Genomic DNA, 19,419 nt, shown 5'->3' on the forward strand with positions numbered 1-19,419 from the left:
AATGATAAAACTTGTAGGAATTGGTCCGGGAAATATTGATAACATGACACTAAAGGCTATTAACTCTATAAAAGAAGCAGATGTTGTCTTGGGATATTCTACATATATAAACCAAATAAGGTCATTGCTTGAGAATCAAAATGTTATTGAGTATGCCATGGGTGAAGAAGAAAAACGATGTAAAGATGCTATTAAGTTAAGCAAAGAAGGGTATAATGTTGCATTAATTTGTGGAGGAGATCCTAATATATACAGTCTTTCAAACATTTTACTCAACTTAACAGATGAAATAGAGATAATACCCGGTGTAACCGCATTAAGCTCTTGTGCTAGCTTAATAGGTGCTCCTTTAAACGATTTTGCAGTTATTAGTTTATCAGATTATAACATTTCCTTAGAAAATATAACTAAAAGAATTGAATATGCGGCAAAAGCAGATTTGGTAATGATCTTGTACAATCCAACAAGCAAAGTAAGAAAAAAGAAAACAAAAAGGATTTTAGAAACTATTATCTCTATAAAACCACCAAAAACCAAAGTAGCACTTGTTAAAAATTGCTACAGAAAAAATTTCACTTACAAAATTATTAACCTTTCAAATATACTAAATAACTTAGATTTTATAGATATGAATACAACTATAATCATTGGCAACAAATATTCTTTCGAAAAAAATAAAAAACTTATTACCCCAAGGTGGTACAAGTGATTCTTGTACTTTCAGGAACATCTATGGGAAATAAAATTGCAAAAATTTTATCAAAAGAATATAATGTCATAATCTCATCAAAAACAAAATATGGAGTAGTAGAAAATATTAAAAGTATATATGGAGCTTTGAACAATAGGAAACTTGAAAATCTTGTCAAAGATAATAACGTAAAAATCATTATCGATGCCACACATGATTTTGCTCAAGAAATTAGCAAAATAGCAATTAACGTTGCAGATGCATTGGGAATAAAATACTTAAGATACACTGAAAAAGAAAATATTGAAAAATACGAAAAAATTATTTATGTAAATTCTCATAATGAAGCACAAAAAATTTGTGAAAAATTTAAAAGAATATTTTTCACCATAGGAAGTAAAAATTTACATATATACAAAGAATTAATAAAAAAAAAGATAGTTTTTGTAAGGATATTACCCATTTTGGAATCTATCGAAATTTGTGAAAAACTAAATATACCACCAAAGAACATCATTGCTATGCAAGGTCCCTTTTCTAAAAATTTGAATTACATTTTGTTTAAAGAAAAACAAGTGGATGTTGTAGTAAGTAAGGAAAGTAATCTAAACGAAAAGATCAAAGCAGTTAAAATGTTAAACATACCAATTATAGTTATTAAAAAACCAAATATAAATTATCCAAACACAATATATTCTATGGATAAACTTATCCAGGAGGTAGAAAATGAAATTAAATCTAGTGGGATTAGGTAGAAACACACCTATATACATTTTAGAAAAATTCGACTTTGATGAACAAGAATTTTTTAGTTCTCTCAAAGTAAAAACCACGGAAGTAGCTGTCTTAAAAACTTGCCACAGAAGGGAAATATACTATATTGGTGACAAAGAACCTTTGACAATTAACGAAATAATTGAACCGTATATTATACGAAAAAGCGGTATAGATGTTGTTAGACACCTATTTAAGGTTTCATGTGGATTAGACTCAATGGTGCTTGGTGAACATCAAATACTCTCACAAGTTAAAAACACCCATAAAAATTTCTGTCATGGAAAAATCCTAAATAAACTTTTTAATGAAGCTGTCTCTCTTGGTAAAGAGGCTAGAACAAAAACAGGGATAAATAAATATCCTCTATCGATAAGCTATATAGCGGTAAAGTTAATAGAGGAACAAATAAATATAGAAGGAAAAAAAATATTTGTAATTGGTACTGGTATGATGGGACAAAAGGTAATTAAATATCTTGTTTCACGAGGAGCTGATATCTATATATCAAACAGAACCATAAAAAAAGCATATGAGATAAAAAAAATGTTTTCCGAAGTTAACATAGTAGATTTTGAGGAAAAGTACAAACACATCTCTTCCTCCGATGTTGTTATTAGTGCTACAAATGCTCCGCATTATGTAGTAGAAGAAAAAAAAGTTAATTCACAAAAAAACATTATCTTCATTGATCTTTCCATGCCTAGAAATATAGAACCAAGTATTAAAGAATATCACACACTCTACACACTTGAGGACCTCAACGAAATTTCAAAAAAATACAACAAACTAAGACAGGAAAAAATAAGCACAATCCAAAATTTAATAGAAACTAGAATAAAAAAATTCCTAACATGGTACAAATTGCAAACAGTAAAAGATGATATTTTATACATTCAAAATCTTGCAGAAAAACTTGTGTATGAAGAAATTGAAAAACTTTCAAAAAAAATACTGCTTGATGATAATTCATTAAAACAAATACAAAAAAGCCTCAAAAGTTGTACTAAGAAAATTGTAAGCTACCACATCAACTATATAAAGGAGAAGGTTATATGAAAATAAGGGTAGGAACAAGAAAAAGTAAACTTGCATTAATCCAAACACAGTTAGTTGTAAACAAACTAAAAGAATTACTACCCAATATAGATTTTGAAATAACCCCTGTTGTTACAAAAGGAGATAGATTAAAAACACCCATAGATAAAATTGGCGGAAAAGGTGTTTTTGTAAGTGATATTGAAAAATTAATTCTAGACGATAAGTTAGATATCGCTATCCACAGTATGAAAGATCTTCCAAGCAAAATACCTGATAAACTGTTTTTAACTTCCGTTCTAAAAAGAGAATGCCCAAATGATGTATTCATTGGAAAAGAGAACTTTTTCAATCTAAAAAAAGGGGCAAAAATTGGTACATCTAGCAAAAGAAGAGCATTACAAATCAACATGTTAAGACCTGATATAGAAATAGTCCCTATCCGTGGAAATGTAGATACACGCATAAAAAAAATAGGAGAATTAGACGGTATTGTAATTGCGGCAGCGGGAGTAATCAGGTTGGGACTAAAAGATAAAATAACAAATCTTTTTGAATTTGAAAAAATTGTCCCCGCTCCATGTCAAGGAATTTTGGCACTTGAATTTTCAGAAAAATTTCTCAAACCTTTTGAAGAAATAAAAGATGTAATTGTTGATCCCAAAACAGAAGTAGAAACTCAAATTGAAAGAAAAATACTTTCGCTACTGAACTTTGATTGTAATACACCTTTTGGTTTCTACTGCGATGCTAGCAAAAAAGTCACATGCTATATGTTCAAAAATAACGAAAGAAAAAAATTTACATTTGAATCACCCGAAATTGAAAAGATTTTAGGAGAGATAATATGGGAATAGTTTACCTTGTAGGTGCTGGACCAGGTGACTTAAAGTTAGTTACTGTAAAAGGTCTAGAAATAATTAAAAATGCTGACACAATCGTCTACGATAGATTGATAAATAAAAAACTACTCTCTCTTGCGAAAAAAGGAGCAAAACTTATATACGTTGGAAAAAAGGCAGGAAGACACTATAAAACACAAGAAGAGATAAACAAAATATTAGAAGAAGAGGCAAAGAATGTTGAAATAGTCGTAAGACTAAAAGGAGGAGATCCCATACTCTTTGGTAGGGGAGCAGAAGAATTCGAATATTTAAAAAGCAAAAACATAGAAGTAAAAATAATTCCAGGAATTACATCTGCAATAGCTGTACCAACCTATGCAGGTATCCCAATAACTCACAGGGAGGTTTCTTCAAGTGTCCATATATATACCGGGCACAAAGAAATAGACTTAAGAAAAAACCGTGGAACATCTATTTTTCTAATGGCAGGGAAAAATCTTAATAATTTAAAAAAACAATTAATGAAAACATATGGCAAAGACACGCCATGTGCAATTATTTCAAATGGTACGTATAACACACAAAAAACAATAAGAACCACAATTTCAAATCTACCAAAAAACATTCCATCACCTTCTCTCTTGATAATTGGCAGTGTTGTAAATAAAAACATAAATTGGTTTGAAAATCAAAAACTATTTGGAAAAAAGATACTCATAACCAGAGAATATAGTAGTGAATTTGACTTATTAGAAGAACAAGGTGCTATTGTTTACTGTATTCCTACGTTTAAGATAATACCAAAGTATGAAAATATAAAGGATTTCATGAAAAAAATAGATAATTACAAAAGCATTGTTTTCACAAGCAAAAATGGAGTAATTTTCTTTTTTGAAACGTTAAAGATGATAAAAATGGATGTACGCAAAATAAAAGCAGATATAGCAGTAGTGGGAGAAAAAACCTCAAAATTATTGGAAAATTATGGTATATATCCAACTTTAGTTGGAAAAACAGCAAAGGATATATACGACAAAATAACTCTTCCCTGTGCAACGTTAACCTCAAATATTTCAACTGTTCCTACACACATATATAAAATAACTGCATACGAAAATATACCAATTTTGAAAAACAAAACTAAACTTCAAAAAATAATAAATGATAAAGTAGATTACGTGGTATTTACCAGCCCTTCTTCATTCCACTATTTCAGAAACATGGTCACTTTAACTTCTGAAATTATTTGTGCTATAGGAGCCACAACAAAAAGCGAGATAGAAAAACGCGGATACAAAGTACACATAACACCTAAAAAAGCAACATTTGAGGAACTTTCAAAAGAAATAATACTTTGGGAGGGAAAACATGAAAAGACTAAGAAGATTGAGAAATAACGAAACTATTAGATCCCTTATTAGAGAAACACATTTAACTACTAACGATTTAATATACCCTTTGTTTATAAAGGACGGATACAAAATCAAAGAAGAAATTCCATCAATGCCAGAAATATTCAGGCTTTCTATAGACATGGCAATTGATGAGATTAAAACTTTAAGAAATCTAGGTATTAATGCCTTCTTACTCTTTGGTGTACCAAATAAAAAAGATTTAAAGTGTATAAATATTGTAAATAAAGCGTTGGAAGAAATTAAATCAGAAATAAAAGACGCCTACCTTATTACAGACGTATGTCTTTGCTCTTACACAGAAGATGGACACTGCGGTATTACAAAAGATGGAATAATATTAAACGACGAATCTGTAGAATTACTATCTGAAATATCGCTATCGTACGCGCAAAGTGGTGCAGATATGATAGCACCATCCGATATGATGGATGGTAGAGTGAAAAAAATAAGAAAAACACTTGATAAAAATAATTTTTCAGACATTCCTATCATGTCTTACAGCGCAAAATTTGCTTCTTCATTCTACGGACCTTTCAGAGATGCGGCAAATTCTGCTCCAAAATTTGGTGATAGAAAGACATATCAATTAGATATTGCAAACAAAAATGAGGCATTGAGAGAAATAGCATTAGATATCGAAGAAGGAGCAGATATTGTGATGATTAAACCTGCACTTTCATTCTTAGACATAGTTGAAGCCACAAAAAGAACTTTTAACATTCCAGTTGCAGTATACAACGTAAGTGGAGAATACAGCATGGTAAAAGCAGCTGCACAAAAAGGATGGATAGATGAAAAAGAGGTAGTGCTTGAAACTCTAACAAGCATGAAACGTGCAGGTGCAGATATTATTATAACTTACCATGCAAAGGATGTTGCAAAATGGCTTTCATACCAATAATGTTGAACTTAACGGGAAAAAAATGTCTTGTAATTGGTGGGGGAAAAGTTGCCGCAAGAAAACTAAAATACTTTGTAAATAAAGCCGATGTCACAGTTATAGCGAAAAATATATCAAAAGAAATTAAAAACACGAAAGGAGTAATGTATATAGAAAAAGAGTATTCACCAGGTGATTTAGAAGGATTTGATGTTGTAATAATCACAACGAACGACAAAAAACTAAACGAAAAGATCCATCATGAAGCAAAAAAGAAGAAGATACTTACAAATAATGCAACAAGTAAAATTTTTTGTGAATTTATTATGCCTGCAATAATCGAATACAAAGGATACACTATTTCAATTTCCACAAACGGAGAAAACCCAAAAAAAGTAAAACAATTAAAAGAAAAAATAAAAAAATTCTTGGAGGGATTAGATGTTTGAAAAAGCAAAAGAATTTATGCCAGGCGGTGTAAATAGCCCTGTAAGAGCCTTTAAATCTGTTGAACTTGACCCCATATTCGTAAAAAGCGCAAAAGGTAGTAAAATCAAAGACATAAATAACAACGAATATATAGATTATATCCAATCTTGGGGAGCACTTATATTAGGCCATTCACACGAGGTAGTTATTAATGCAATAAATGAACAATCACAAAAAGGAACAAGTTACGGGCTATGTCATCCTTTGGAAGTGGAAATGGCACAGATACTTGTGGAAAACATTCCTTCAATTGAAATGGTAAGAATGGTCAATTCTGGAACTGAAGCAGTTATGAGTGCAATCAGACTTGCACGGGCATACACAAAAAGAGATTTTATTGTAAAGTTTGAAGGTTGTTATCATGGTCATTCAGATTCTTTACTTGTAAAAGCGGGCTCTGGTGCACTTACATTTGGTACACCAAATTCAGAAGGTGTAACGAAAGAATTTGTATCTAAAACAATAGTTGCAAAATATAATGATGTACAAAACATAAATGAAATATTTGAAAATTTTGGAGATAAAATTGCATGTGTAATAGTAGAGCCCATTGCTGGAAATATGGGGGTTGTTCCTCCAAAACCAAATTTTTTGTTAACACTCCGTAAGCTTACCAAAAAGTATAATAGTATTTTAATATTCGACGAGGTAATTACAGGTTTTAGGGTATCACAAAATGGCGCTCAAGGTCTATTTAATGTAATACCAGATCTCACTACATTAGGAAAAGTCATTGGAGGAGGACTTCCCGTCGGGGCATTTGGTGGAAAAAAAGAAATTATGCAATTAATTTCTCCACAAGGCCCTGTGTATCAAGCGGGAACTTTATCTGGGAATCCACTTACCCTTGCAGCAGGAGTATCCACTTTAAAATTTATCTTGAATAACAAAAACTTTTACAAAAAATTAGATGAGCTTGCTAAAACACTTGAAGAAGGATTATTGTACGCACTAAAGGATTTCAATATAAAAGTAAATAGGGTAGGAAGTATGATATCATTTTTCTTTAACGGTTCTTCCGTTGACACGTACGAAAAAGTTATATCTTCAGACGTTAATATGTACAAAAAATTATTTAAGTATTTCCTATCATACGGGATACTTTTGCCCCCTTCTCCTTTTGAAAGTCTCTTTATCTCTTATGCTCATACAAATGAAGATATCCAACAAACTATAGATATCGCAATGAAATTTTCCAAAAACTTAAAGGAGGGAAAAGTATGAGGTACTTAAAGTTCTTCTTATTATTAGTTTTTTTAGTACCATCTTTTGGCTTTAGTATGCATATTATGGAAGGGTTTCTTCCACCAACCCACGCTTTAATTTGGTATATCTTATCTCTTCCGTTTTTTGTAATAGGACTCTTTACCATCAGAAAAACTATAAAAGAAAAACCAAATTTAAAAATGCTTCTTGCCTTTGTCGGAGCATTTACCTTTGTATTGTCTGCTATGAAAATTCCATCTGTTACGGGCAGCTGCTCACATCCAACAGGAATCGGCTTAGGTGCTATAATTTTCGGACCATTTACAATGACTGTAATAGGAACGATTGTACTTTTGTTCCAAGCTTTGTTACTTGCCCACGGTGGATTAACCACACTCGGAGCAAACACATTTTCAATGGCTATCGTAGGCTCACTTGTTAGTTATTTTATATACAAATCACTTTACAAGAAAAATAGAAATATTGCAGTGTTTTTGGCTGCATTCTTAGGTGATTTATTTACATATGTAACTACATCTTTCCAACTTGCAGTGGCCTTTCCAGATAAAACGCATGGTTTCATTTTCTCCTTAGCAAAATTTCTCAGTATATTTGCGATAACCCAGGTACCACTAGCAATTATTGAAGGACTTGTAACCGTTGTTGTAATTGACTTAATCTACAAATACAACAAAAATGAACTGTTTGAGGAGGGATTATAATGTCAAAAAAGCACATAATCCTACTTTCTATCTGTATTATTTTAGTTATATTTTCTCTATTAATAAACGGAGGAGCAGAATTCTCTGGTGCAGATGGACAAGCTGAAGAACTTATTGGTACTATTGCAAAAGATTATTCACCTTGGTTTTCACCCATTTGGGAACCACCAAGTGGTGAAATAGAAAGTTTATTATTTTCCTTACAAGCAGCTTTGGGAGCAATATTTATAGGTTACTATTTTGGATATATGAAAGGAAGAAAGGTAAAAAATGATAATTGAAAAAATTTCATATACGAATAGTTTTTCAAACTATCATCCTTTTCCAAAAATACTTTTTTCTTTATCATTACTCTTTCTCACTTTTTGGTTTAGTCCTATAATCAATTTAATAACCGTTTTCACGGTTATATCTTTACTTTTATACACAAAAGTTCCACCAAAAAAATTATTTAACATCTTTCTAGGTGTTTTTCTTTTTATATTTTTAACTAGTATAGCCCTATTTTTTGACTTTTCAGAGATTACCCCCGAAAGGGGGACCTCTGTTTTCTTAAGAAGTTGTGCAGGCGTATCATCAATACTTTTTTTGGTATTAACAACTCCTGTCTTTGAACTTATATCACTAATTCCAAATAGGACAATTAAAGACATGCTTTTTCTTATCTATAGAGCTATATACATATTACTAAATATTACCAATGAAATAATACTTTCACAAAATTCACGATACGGATATTCAACACCCAAGAACACAATTAATAGCCTGAAATACCTTACATATGGCATCTTCAATAAAGCTTTATACTTCTCAAAAGAAAGTGAAAAAGGACTAATTAGTAGATTCTATTCAAACAATATTTCAATCTTAAATCGTTTTAATACAAAAAAAGATATAAGTTTGATTTTTATTGCAGAAATGTTTTTAATTTATTTGGAGGTAATTATATGATAGAACTAAAGAACATATCGTTTGGATATGATAAAGAATACGTACTTGAGAATGTCACTTTATGCTTTCCAAAAAATAAAAAAATTGCCATTTTAGGAAACAACGGTTGTGGCAAAACAACTCTTTTGTTAATATGTTCTGGGCTTTTAAAACCTAAAAAAGGAAAGATTTACTTAGATAATACACTAGTAAAAAACAAGGAATTACGAAAAAAAGTTGGAATTGTCTTTCAAAACCCAGACACACAACTTCTCCCCGTAAAAGTTTATCAAGATATATCCTTTGGGCTTTTCAACCTTGGATATGAAAAATCTTTTGTGGAAAAACGGGTAAAAGAAATAATAAAGGAATTTGAGATGGAAAGTTTAAAAGATAAACCTACACAATTTTTAAGTTACGGACAAAAAAAACTCGTTTCTATTGCAGATATTGTAGCTTTAAATCCAGAATATATATTGCTCGATGAACCAGATTCTTATCTTGACTACAAATCATTTATACGCATACAAAAAATTCTGGATAAATTATTAAAAAAAGGAAAAACAATTGTTATTTCTACACACAACAGTGATTTTGCTTATCAATGGGCAGATTATGTGTATATTATAGATAACAAAAAAGTAATACTCGAAGGAAATCCTTCTTTTGTATTCTCAAAAAAAGATATATTGGAAAAAACTAATTTAAAAATACCAGGAGGTGTACTATGAAAACTTTTTGTTCTTGGAGTGGGGGAAAGGATTCAACACTTGCTCTTTACCATGGTTTAAAAAAGTTCAAAGTAGATTATCTTTTTACGATGCTTTCAGAAGACGGTATACATTCACGTGCTCATGGTCTTCCAAAAAGTATTCTCGAAAAACAGGCAAATAGCATAGGCATCCCACTAATCACAAAATGTAGTACTTGGGGAGAATACGAAAAAAACTTTTTGGATTTTTTAGAAGAATATGCTAAGGGAGGAATGGGAATTTTTGGTGATATAGACCTTCAAGAACATCTTGATTGGGTAGAAAATGTATGTAATAAAAAGAATGTGCGTGTGTTTGAACCTCTTTGGAGAAGAAACAGAAGGGAAATAGTAGAGGAATTCTTAAAATTGGGTTTCAAAGCAAAAATCATAGCGGTAAAAAAAGACTTAAACATAGAAAAATATCTGGGGAAAGATCTTTCTTTTGACTTAATTAGTGAGTTCGAAAGTATAGGAATAGATGCATGTGGGGAAAACGGAGAATTTCACACATTTGTATATAATGGACCTATATTCAAAAATCCAGTAGATTTTGAGATAGGAACATGTGTTGAAAAATCAAAAAATCTCGTACTTGAAATTAAATAAACCCGCTAAAAGCGGGTTTATATTTCAAATTCAACGTTCGAGCTGTTGGTTTTAATGGCATATTTCGCAAGTTTATCAGCTTGCTCATTGTATTTATCTCCTGTGTGTGCCCTAACCTTTTCGAATTTTATATTTATATACTTTCCATATTCCAAAACTTTTTCCTTATACATCTTCGTAAGTTCCGTTTTCGCTTTCCATTCCCCAACCACCCATTTTTCTATACCTTCATAATCGTAATATAATTTTACACACCCATATCCATTTTCATACGCATAACTAAGTGCATATATAACTCCCAAAATTTCTCCTGTTACATTTCTGTGTTTCAAAAATTTGTTAATTACCATATAATATTTTTCAATATTTTTCGATAAAATCACTACACCAAAAGAAGCTCTCTTAAATTCATGTGAATAGCTCCCATCCACATAAATTTCCAAACATTTAAAATAATTCACAAATTTTTCTACAATCTCTTTGTTTTCAGCTTTTAAAATAACCAATGAGGTGATTTTATCAGTTTTGTTGTAAAAAAGCTGTAATTTCAAATGTCCATTTTTATTTTTTAAACAACAAATTTCTTGAAACCTCGCCTTTTTCACACCAACAACTTCAAATTCATAAGGCAAAATTTCAAATATTTTTTCATTTCCTAAAAATCTTTCACAAAGTTTCACTTTTCCATAAAAATCTCTGTTTTTTATTTTATTCCCACTCAATTGTAGCAGGTGGTTTTGATGTGATATCATAGACAACCCTATTAACCCCTTTTACTTCATTTATGATTCTTTTTGCAACTTTATTTAAAAATTCATGTGGTAACTTTGACCAATCAGCGGTCATACCATCAAAACTGTTAACCGCCCTTAAAGCTATCACGTTCTCATATGTTCTGTAATCTCCCATAACTCCTACTGACTTTATCGGCAAAAAAACCGCAAATGCTTGCCAGACCTTATCATATAGATTGTTCTTTTTCAGTTCTTCGATAAATATATAGTCAGCTTTTTGTAATATACTAATGGCTTCTTCTGTAACTTTCCCTATTATCCTTACTGCAAGTCCAGGCCCTGGAAATGGATGTCTATTAATCATTGATTGAGGAAGTTCCAATATTTCTCCTATCTTCCGCACTTCATCTTTGAATAAATACCTTAATGGCTCTATTATCTTAAACGGCAATTTTTCAGGTAGTCCCCCCACATTGTGATGTGTTTTTATCTTTGCAGCAGATTTTCTTTCGCTTACCTTACTCTCAATAATATCCGGGTAGAGGGTCCCTTGCGCTAAGTATTTTATATTACCAAATTCTTCCAAAAGTTGCATTGAGGTTTCATAAAATACATCAATAAAGGTATGCCCTATTATTTTTCTCTTTTCTTCTGGATCTTCCACGTCTTTTAAAGCATCTAAAAACCTCTTTTTTGCATCTACAACAAAAATCTTTATACCCAATCTTTCAAAATTTTCTTTTACCTCTTCTCCTTCGTTTAACCTTAAAAGTCCTGTATCAACAAACACGGGGACTAAATTATCTCCTATAGCCTTGTGTAAAAGCATAGCAACTACCGAAGAATCAACTCCTCCAGAAAGCCCCAATATTACCTTATCATTACCTACAATCCCCTTTATTTCTTTTATTTTTTCAGAAACAAAATCCTTCATTTCCCAATTTTTTTCCATCTTTGCAATTTTGGAAACAAAATTTTCCAATATTTTTGAACCAAATTGTGTGTGTGTTACCTCTGGATGAAACTGAACACCATAAATAGTTTCATTTTTGTTTCTTATTGCTGCAAACGGTGAATTTTCACTTCTTCCTATTACATAGAACCCCTCAGGAAGTTTCTCTACTCTATCAGAATGGCTCATCCAAACATCAAATTTTTTTGGTAATCCCTCAAATAGTGGGTCTTCTTCTACCTCCAAAATTGCATGACCAAATTCTCTTTTTTGCGATTTTTCTACTCTTCCACCAAATTTATGTACAAGTGCTTGAAGTCCATAACAAATTCCCAAAATTGGAATATTCAAATGTAAAACATATTCTGGTACAAATGGAGCATCTTTCTCATACACACTGGAAGGTCCCCCGGATAGGATAATAGCAGTTGGATTTAATCTTTTTACCTCTTCTTCTTTTGCATCCCAAGGTAAAAGTTCTGCATAATACCCCTTTTCACGTACCCTTCTTACAATAAGCTGGGTATACTGCGAACCATAATCTAAAACAACCACTGTTTTCAAAAAAGACACCCCCCATATTTGTTTTCTAAATTATATCATCTTTACATTTTTTTAAATTAAAAGCACCATAAAAAAATGTTAATTATTAAGATATCATAACCTACACATAATTTAATGTTGTCTTTTCCGTTTTTAAGTTTTATTTTTTAAACTTGAAGATAAACAGCTTCTTCGCCTATACCTTTCTAAAATAATAAAAATATTTGATATATATGTACTTCGTTGTTTTGTTGTTACAAAAATAGGTATTTCTCTATGATTTTTCCCTTTTAAAATTAACATTTTCACATCTTGTTTTATCTTTTTTCTTCTTACTTAAAAAGTCAAGTAATCAAATAAAAACCACCCTTAATTTAAAAGGGTGGTTAGGTAACTCTTTGAATATATATTTCAATCCCTATTGAAAATTTTCCATTCCTCATAGGTAGATTCTAAACTAACATTGCAATATTGCGACGATACTGGATATGAAATGTAATTTCCATTCCTCATAGGTAGATTCTAAACATCTCATATCCAAGCATATGGTTCAAGACAAGGCCTCAATTTCTATTCCTCATAGGTAGATTCTAAACACGCAATCGTGGATCAACTTGAAAAAGCCAAATATTACATTTCTATTCCTCATAGGTAGATTCTAAACGAAACAATAAACGTTGCCAACAAAACGTGGCAAAAAGTTAATTTCTATTCCTCATAGGTAGATTCTAAACTCAATTATTTTTGATGAAGAATGGCCTGCGGGTATTTTTAATTTCTATTCCTCATAGGTAGATTCTAAACTTGCCGCCACGGTGGCTGAGGCAACAGTGGCTGCCAAAATTTCTATTCCTCATAGGTAGATTCTAAACAACGAATTGTTGGGGTTCCTGGTTTTGTAAGATAAATAAATTTCTATTCCTCATAGGTAGATTCTAAACGAAATATGTATTTGGAATATTTATGATAGGGTGCAGGACAGATTTCTATTCCTCATAGGTAGATTCTAAACGTAGTCCCCCCCTCTGAGGGAGAAATCATTTTCGTCGATTTCTATTCCTCATAGGTAGATTCTAAACATTAATAAATTGGATGAGGAAGACCTAATCAAACTTGTACATTTCTATTCCTCATAGGTAGATTCTAAACTATACTTACCGCTAAACGCAGATTTAGATCAAATAAAAGATTTCTATTCCTCATAGGTAGATTCTAAACTTCTTAGTTTTGAAGATTTTGAAGGGAGTAAAGTTTAATTTCTATTCCTCATAGGTAGATTCTAAACTTGGTGAATATGTAAATATATATTTCAGGAAGATTGATAGATTTCTATTCCTCATAGGTAGATTCTAAACAAAATGTATTTTAAATTTTTATAAATTTTATCCATCACAGAATTCAAATTTCTATTCCTCATAGGTAGATTCTAAACAAAAGTATTATGGAATAGGACTTTATGAAGATTTAATATTTCTATTCCTCATAGGTAGATTCTAAACGACGAATTTTGGACTAATGGCTGGGATGCTGAAAAAACTGCATTTCTATTCCTCATAGGTAGATTCTAAACCTATTTGAACGCATTGTCAAGAGAGTACATCAACTAAAATCTATTTCTATTCCTCATAGGTAGATTCTAAACTTTTTTAGCGCGCTTGGTGTATAACTTACCAATGTCGCATTTCTATTCCTCATAGGTAGATTCTAAACACAAAAAATTATCAGGTATGATTCAGGCAACCAAAAACAAAATTTCTATTCCTCATAGGTAGATTCTAAACAAAGTCCTCTTCTTTTTTTACTTAACAATGGAATCGTTTCATTTCTATTCCTCATAGGTAGATTCTAAACAAAACAATTACCAATTGAAATATGGAACGATGATGAAACAAACATTTCTATTCCTCATAGGTAGATTCTAAACAACGAATTGTTGGGGTTCCTGGTTTTGTAAGATAAATAAATTTCTATTCCTCATAGGTAGATTCTAAACAGGATCATGTAGAAGAATTAAAACGTAGCATCGAAGAGGTTGATTTCTATTCCTCATAGGTAGATTCTAAACGGTATTTTTGAGGTTCAAGAGTATCGTTTGAGCGACAATTTAAATTTCTATTCCTCATAGGTAGATTCTAAACTTCAAGTGCAAAGACTGGGTGATTGTATTGAAATTTCTTATTTCTATTCCTCATAGGTAGATTCTAAACGAACATTTTAGGCGCATTTGTTTCTAAGTATTTTAGAGGATTTCTATTCCTCATAGGTAGATTCTAAACTTAAAAACCCCTAACATTGGCAATTTATCAGGTAATGGTGTAACTAATTTCTATTCCTCATAGGTAGATTCTAAACTATATATTTTATAATTGTGTGGGTTCTGGATATGGACAAATACATTTCTATTCCTCATAGGTAGATTCTAAACGAAAGCATGGAGGTTGAAACAAAAATTTTTGGCGGGGGTGATTTCTATTCCTCATAGGTAGATTCTAAACGAGAATTATCAGAAGAAGTAATGGTGGACTTGCATGATATTGAATTTCTATTCCTCATAGGTAGATTCTAAACATTGATCCAGAAACTGGCGATAAAATTGGCGAGACGTATTTCTATTCCTCATAGGTAGATTCTAAACAACCTTGCAAAACGGGAAGGTCAATCTGACCTTCCAAATGGATTTCTATTCCTCATAGGTAGATTCTAAACTGTATTTCAAGAGGATTGATATAGAATTGTTGAAATCCTTATTTCTATTCCTCATAGGTAGATTCTAAACCGATGATAGCGGTCATGGCAGAGCAGTATTGACTTATTTCTATTCCTCATAGGTAGATTCTAAACGAATTAAGAAAATTTGCAGGGTCACTCGGGGTGTGACCCTGATTTCTATTCCTCATAGGTAGATTCTAAACATATTAAACTGCTAGTCCTCGCAATAATAGGGGACCATTTCTATTCCTCATAGGTAGATTCTAAACCATTAGACACAATTTTGAATGTCGCACTTGAAAAGCTTGCAGATTTCTATTCCTCATAGGTAGATTCTAAACTGATATTTTTTAGTTTTGAGGATTTTGTTAGAAGTAAAGTTTATATTTCTATTCCTCATAGGTAGATTCTAAACTGTTTTATATTGTCAAAAAAGGGGCTATAATCGAACCCCCATTTCTATTCCTCATAGGTAGATTCTAAACAACCAGGAAGCGGCGGGAAGGTGCCATGGCCTGTCGTGTAATTTCTATTCCTCATAGGTAGATTCTAAACGGATTATATTGTAGAAAAATTAACAGTTGTTGACTTGTATATTTCTATTCCTCATAGGTAGATTCTAAACAGAAATAATTGATTTACATGAGGAGGTGGGGTATTATGTTATTTCTATTCCTCATAGGTAGATTCTAAACTATTTTTTAATTATGAGGATTTTGTTAGAAGTAAAGTTTAATTTCTATTCCTCATAGGTAGATTCTAAACGGGGATTTCGGTGACAGTTACGATTTGTTTTATATTGTCAATTTCTATTCCTCATAGGTAGATTCTAAACAAACAAAACATGCAAGATATTTGGTATTTACTGAAACACAATTTCTATTCCTCATAGGTAGATTCTAAACGTATTTTAAATTTTTATAAATTTTATGCTTCGCAATTTCTATTCCTCATAGGTAGATTCTAAACCATATAATAGCATTTAGCAATGTATTTTTACGAATACTACAACATTTCTATTCCTCATAGGTAGATTCTAAACGAGTTTTATTCCCCTACCTCAAGCGGTGCTTGGGTAGGGGTAAAATTTCTATTCCTCATAGGTAGATTCTAAACCTTATTTAAAACATTAAAAGAAGAAGCACAAGAATCTGAACAATTTCTATTCCTCATAGGTAGATTCTAAACTTATTTTGGTTGATCACAGAAAGCCCTTTGCTGAAATTATATTTCTATTCCTCATAGGTAGATTCTAAACTTTTTATTGCGGCGACGTGCCCTTTCGAAGCAAGACTAATTTCTATTCCTCATAGGTAGATTCTAAACCCGTCACTTTCCCCATAAATATTATAACACCCTATTTTTTACGAATGCATTTCCGGGAAGTTTCTAATTTGTAAAATTATTTATTCATGAGGCTTCATTCACATTTTAGCTTCGGAAAACCTACTCAATTTTCGGGTTATTTTTCTTGCTTAACACAAACGTTACAAATAGCATTTTGCAAATCATTTATTAAAGATACTTTGCGATATGTTGTTACAGAAAAATTACCGTGAATTTCGTAACGGTTTTATTTGTGTTTTTATTCACTTTTTCTTTTTTGTAAATATAAAATGATTATTTTTTATATCTACAATTTACTTATTTGAATTATTTTTTGAATTACATCAATATTAATTTATACTATTTCGAAAAATTGATTTGATTTTATTTAATTAATTATTTATTATAACAAAACATGGCGTTGGATAAGTCCAATGCCATGTTTTTTTTGAGCTACTTGATTTATCGATTTTGAGTAAGATAGTTTTCAAACTTTTATGAATTACTCAAATGAAACTGTTGGAACTTCTTTTTCTGTCTCTTTGATTTTGAAAAATGGTTCTCCTTTAAAATTGAACATCTTTGCAACTACATTTGATGGAAATACAGATATCTTTGTGTTATATTTCATCACCGTATCGTTATAAAACTGCCTTGCATATGCAATCTTATCTTCTGTTTTCCTGAGCTCATTCATAAGTTGATTTACATTTTCATTTGCCTTTAATTCAGGATAATTTTCCACAACGGCTAACAATCTAGATAAAAGTCCTGTTAATTCGTTTTCGCTTTCCATTCTTTTGTTAATATCCTTACTAGATATTGCAGCTGCCCTGGCTTTCATAACCTTTTCCAACGTTTCTTGCTCATATTTCATATAACCTTTTACGGAATTTACGAGATTTGGAATTAAATCGTGCCTTCTTTTTAACTGTACATCAATTTGACTCCAAGCATTTTCAATCAATTTCTTTAACCTTACAAGACTATTATACGTACCTATGAGATAAAGCACAAAAAGCAAAACTATCGCTAACACTATATACCCAATCATAAAAATACCCCCTTTTCAATCTTTTAAAATGCTCCACCTCCGCCTCCTCCAGATCCACCACCAACGCCTCCAGCACCTCCTGAAAATCCTCCACCATTTGAGGAACTAGATACAGCACTTGTTGCAACATATGATACCGCAAAAAATTGCGAGCCAAATCTACGGTATGGGTAATAATATATGGAATCATCACTTATTTCTTTTGGTACTAATTTTTTCATATGTTTTTCAACCTCATCAGCTATTCCCAACGCCGTTGCATACACAAGATACTCTTCCCATAAAATTATAGAATCAGGAGGGTATTTTGATAGTGCAGAAAAATCCAATAAAAACTCCTTAAATTTGTTCCATTTTACATAATACTCCCTTCCCTCTTTCGACCAGCTGCCAAATACATCTCTGTCCAATAAAAAGACTACCCCTCCCAATACGAACAATACTCCAGAGAAAAATAGTTGATATTTAAAAGTTACACTTGAAAACAAAATAAAATACGCTATAGCGAGCACAATGGAAAAAGATGCCAAAACATACGATATGTAAGTTCCCATAAGTGATAAATATCCTCTTGATTTTGCTTCATCCAAAACCGTAGATTTATATGCTCCAAAATCTCCTAAAAATTCCTTTGCAAGACTTTTATCCTTGGAAAGTGTCTTTTTTAATTCTGAAAATGAAAACAAACTATTTGTTGAGTATTTTTTCAGAAATTCATAAAAATACCTCTCAGTTAATGGCAAATCACCTTCTTTTTCCAACACTTTAATGTACTTTCCTTCTTTGTCTAACTCTAAATATCCTTTTTTATATAAATCCATAATTACCGCGCTTATACCATCCTTATCTATCTTCTTTAACTGATTTACAACTATTGCATTTACAATATCCGGCGTATCTTTATAGGGTATCTTTCGTTCATATATACCATGATACTGTATATCCTTTTCCCTTCCAAAATAATAGAAAGTTAAAACTAGTAACAAAATAACTAAAATTATGGAAATTGGTGGTAAAATTAAAGATAGAGTGTGTCTTAAGCTATATTTTTTCTCTATTTCCTCTACTTCATTTAAAGTCAAAGTGGGATTTCTATATAAATATTTAGGAGAAAAATTATCGATTAAAAACCTTGCTTCTGCAAACGATCGCTTTGGATGATTGTTAATAGATACAGTATACGAATTTCCTATTTTTTCAACATCAACCTTTGGATGAACATATACCTTCACTATATTAGCCTCTTTTGGAAAAATGAATTTTGCCGTAAGTTTTCCCACAGTTGAATCCCATTCATTACCCCAAAATTGTCTAAAAACTTGTGAAATATCCTTTCCTTTTTCAATTGCATATTTTGCATCATACGTAACGTGAAGTATTAATTTATCTACCTTTTCAGGAGAAATAGGTGTTTTTGATACCCAAACCCGTGCCTTAAATGATTTATTATCTTTTTCTAACTCAACCCATTCTCCTTCCACATTCTCTATCCATAACTTAACGTTTTCTATTTCCACCGCCCTAGATGCAGGTACTTCCCTATATACACCTCTAAATGGCTTTTTCATGTCAAAGGTTATTATCTCATGAACATGTAATATTCCATTACTATCCATCACCTGTTCTACATTTGCACTGGAAATTTTATATACCTTAAAAAAGTCATCAAAATATCCAGTTACAAAGACAAAAAACACAAAATACACCAAAGAAAACAAAAACATGCCAACTATTGCTTTCTTCAATGATAT

At 31.4% G+C, this 19,419-nt stretch carries 17 protein-coding genes and 1 CRISPR repeat array; of the genes, 13 read left to right on the plus strand and 4 right to left on the minus strand.

The window, feature by feature from the left end; genetic code table 11:
* Position 1: 1 nt before the first annotated feature.
* Genes cobJ through TMEL_RS03780 form a run of 13 tightly spaced genes read left to right on the plus strand, consistent with a single transcriptional unit; the run spans position 2 to position 10,350 of the window.
* On the plus strand, positions 2–709 hold the full coding sequence (cobJ, locus tag TMEL_RS03720; protein ID WP_012056929.1) for a precorrin-3B C(17)-methyltransferase: 708 nt from the start codon (positions 2–4) through the stop codon (positions 707–709).
* Positions 706–1,446, plus strand: a complete 741-nt coding sequence (cobK, locus tag TMEL_RS03725) for a precorrin-6A reductase (protein ID WP_012056930.1) — start codon at positions 706–708, stop codon at positions 1,444–1,446. The genes cobJ and cobK overlap by 4 nt, the downstream gene beginning before the upstream one ends.
* The gene (gene hemA / locus TMEL_RS03730; protein WP_012056931.1) at positions 1,418–2,524 is read left to right on the plus strand and encodes a glutamyl-tRNA reductase; all 1,107 of its coding nucleotides are present in this window, start codon (positions 1,418–1,420) and stop codon (positions 2,522–2,524) included. The genes cobK and hemA overlap by 29 nt, the downstream gene beginning before the upstream one ends.
* Entirely contained in the window at positions 2,521–3,360 is an 840-nt protein-coding gene (gene hemC, locus TMEL_RS03735; protein ID WP_012056932.1) for a hydroxymethylbilane synthase, read from the plus strand. Before hemA ends, hemC begins: the two co-directional genes overlap by 4 nt.
* Positions 3,351–4,745 (plus strand): uroporphyrinogen-III C-methyltransferase, encoded by a 1,395-nt coding sequence (cobA, locus tag TMEL_RS03740; RefSeq protein ID WP_012056933.1) that lies wholly within the window; start codon positions 3,351–3,353, stop codon positions 4,743–4,745. Before hemC ends, cobA begins: the two co-directional genes overlap by 10 nt.
* Positions 4,717–5,664: a porphobilinogen synthase gene (gene hemB / locus TMEL_RS03745; RefSeq protein ID WP_012056934.1), complete on the plus strand. Its 948-nt coding sequence runs from the start codon at positions 4,717–4,719 to the stop codon at positions 5,662–5,664. Before cobA ends, hemB begins: the two co-directional genes overlap by 29 nt.
* Positions 5,646–6,092, plus strand: coding sequence for a precorrin-2 dehydrogenase/sirohydrochlorin ferrochelatase family protein (locus tag TMEL_RS03750; protein WP_012056935.1), 447 nt, complete (start codon positions 5,646–5,648; stop codon positions 6,090–6,092). The genes hemB and TMEL_RS03750 overlap by 19 nt, the downstream gene beginning before the upstream one ends.
* Positions 6,085–7,356 carry a glutamate-1-semialdehyde 2,1-aminomutase gene (gene hemL, locus TMEL_RS03755; RefSeq protein ID WP_012056936.1) on the plus strand — a complete coding sequence of 424 codons (1,272 nt, stop codon included), beginning with the start codon at positions 6,085–6,087 and terminating at the stop codon, positions 7,354–7,356. The genes TMEL_RS03750 and hemL overlap by 8 nt, the downstream gene beginning before the upstream one ends.
* Positions 7,353–8,060 (plus strand): energy-coupling factor ABC transporter permease, encoded by a 708-nt coding sequence (locus TMEL_RS03760; RefSeq protein WP_012056937.1) that lies wholly within the window; start codon positions 7,353–7,355, stop codon positions 8,058–8,060. Before hemL ends, TMEL_RS03760 begins: the two co-directional genes overlap by 4 nt.
* Positions 8,060–8,341 carry an energy-coupling factor ABC transporter substrate-binding protein gene (locus TMEL_RS03765; RefSeq protein ID WP_012056938.1) on the plus strand — a complete coding sequence of 94 codons (282 nt, stop codon included), beginning with the start codon at positions 8,060–8,062 and terminating at the stop codon, positions 8,339–8,341. The genes TMEL_RS03760 and TMEL_RS03765 overlap by 1 nt, the downstream gene beginning before the upstream one ends.
* Positions 8,331–9,011 carry a CbiQ family ECF transporter T component gene (locus TMEL_RS03770; protein ID WP_012056939.1) on the plus strand — a complete coding sequence of 227 codons (681 nt, stop codon included), beginning with the start codon at positions 8,331–8,333 and terminating at the stop codon, positions 9,009–9,011. Before TMEL_RS03765 ends, TMEL_RS03770 begins: the two co-directional genes overlap by 11 nt.
* Positions 9,008–9,721: an energy-coupling factor ABC transporter ATP-binding protein gene (locus tag TMEL_RS03775; RefSeq protein WP_012056940.1), complete on the plus strand. Its 714-nt coding sequence runs from the start codon at positions 9,008–9,010 to the stop codon at positions 9,719–9,721. The genes TMEL_RS03770 and TMEL_RS03775 overlap by 4 nt, the downstream gene beginning before the upstream one ends.
* Positions 9,718–10,350 carry a Dph6-related ATP pyrophosphatase gene (locus tag TMEL_RS03780; protein ID WP_012056941.1) on the plus strand — a complete coding sequence of 211 codons (633 nt, stop codon included), beginning with the start codon at positions 9,718–9,720 and terminating at the stop codon, positions 10,348–10,350. The genes TMEL_RS03775 and TMEL_RS03780 overlap by 4 nt, the downstream gene beginning before the upstream one ends.
* 17 nt (positions 10,351–10,367) lie before the next feature.
* On the opposite strand, the gene TMEL_RS03785 is transcribed toward TMEL_RS03780, so the two are convergent.
* The 4 genes from TMEL_RS03785 to TMEL_RS03800 all read right to left on the minus strand — a co-directional run bounded on the left by TMEL_RS03785 (position 10,368) and on the right by TMEL_RS03800 (position 19,413).
* A complete protein-coding gene (locus TMEL_RS03785; RefSeq protein WP_012056942.1) occupies positions 10,368–11,030 on the minus strand; it encodes an RNase H family protein in 663 nt (220 codons plus the stop codon).
* Positions 11,031–11,058: 28 nt separating this feature from the next.
* Positions 11,059–12,600: a glutamine-hydrolyzing GMP synthase gene (gene guaA / locus TMEL_RS03790; protein ID WP_012056943.1), complete on the minus strand. Its 1,542-nt coding sequence runs from the start codon at positions 12,598–12,600 to the stop codon at positions 11,059–11,061.
* A gap of 407 nt (positions 12,601–13,007) precedes the next feature.
* Positions 13,008–16,614: a CRISPR direct-repeat array (repeat unit 30 nt; unit sequence ATTTCTATTCCTCATAGGTAGATTCTAAAC).
* A gap of 502 nt (positions 16,615–17,116) precedes the next feature.
* Entirely contained in the window at positions 17,117–17,668 is a 552-nt protein-coding gene (locus tag TMEL_RS03795; RefSeq protein WP_012056945.1) for a LemA family protein, read from the minus strand.
* Positions 17,669–17,691: 23 nt separating this feature from the next.
* Entirely contained in the window at positions 17,692–19,413 is a 1,722-nt protein-coding gene (locus tag TMEL_RS03800) for a DUF2207 domain-containing protein (RefSeq protein ID WP_012056946.1), read from the minus strand.
* Between the last annotated feature and the right edge of the window lie 6 nt (positions 19,414–19,419).

This window comes from Thermosipho melanesiensis BI429 (genome assembly GCF_000016905.1).
Classification (GTDB): Bacteria; Thermotogota; Thermotogae; order Thermotogales; family Fervidobacteriaceae; genus Thermosipho; species Thermosipho melanesiensis.

Coding starts and splice junctions, on each gene's coding strand:
- hemB (WP_012056934.1), top strand. CDS start 4,717: ATGAAAAGACTAAGAAGATTGAGAAATAACGAAACTATTAGATCCCTT.
- hemC (WP_012056932.1), top strand. CDS start 2,521: ATGAAAATAAGGGTAGGAACAAGAAAAAGTAAACTTGCATTAATCCAA.
- cobA (WP_012056933.1), top strand. CDS start 3,351: ATGGGAATAGTTTACCTTGTAGGTGCTGGACCAGGTGACTTAAAGTTA.
- TMEL_RS03765 (WP_012056938.1), top strand. CDS start 8,060: ATGTCAAAAAAGCACATAATCCTACTTTCTATCTGTATTATTTTAGTT.
- TMEL_RS03770 (WP_012056939.1), top strand. CDS start 8,331: ATGATAATTGAAAAAATTTCATATACGAATAGTTTTTCAAACTATCAT.
- cobJ (WP_012056929.1), top strand. CDS start 2: ATGATAAAACTTGTAGGAATTGGTCCGGGAAATATTGATAACATGACA.
- TMEL_RS03750 (WP_012056935.1), top strand. CDS start 5,646: ATGGCTTTCATACCAATAATGTTGAACTTAACGGGAAAAAAATGTCTT.
- hemA (WP_012056931.1), top strand. CDS start 1,418: ATGAAATTAAATCTAGTGGGATTAGGTAGAAACACACCTATATACATT.
- TMEL_RS03775 (WP_012056940.1), top strand. CDS start 9,008: ATGATAGAACTAAAGAACATATCGTTTGGATATGATAAAGAATACGTA.
- TMEL_RS03760 (WP_012056937.1), top strand. CDS start 7,353: ATGAGGTACTTAAAGTTCTTCTTATTATTAGTTTTTTTAGTACCATCT.
- TMEL_RS03780 (WP_012056941.1), top strand. CDS start 9,718: ATGAAAACTTTTTGTTCTTGGAGTGGGGGAAAGGATTCAACACTTGCT.
- TMEL_RS03795 (WP_012056945.1), bottom strand. CDS start 17,668: ATGATTGGGTATATAGTGTTAGCGATAGTTTTGCTTTTTGTGCTTTAT.
- hemL (WP_012056936.1), top strand. CDS start 6,085: ATGTTTGAAAAAGCAAAAGAATTTATGCCAGGCGGTGTAAATAGCCCT.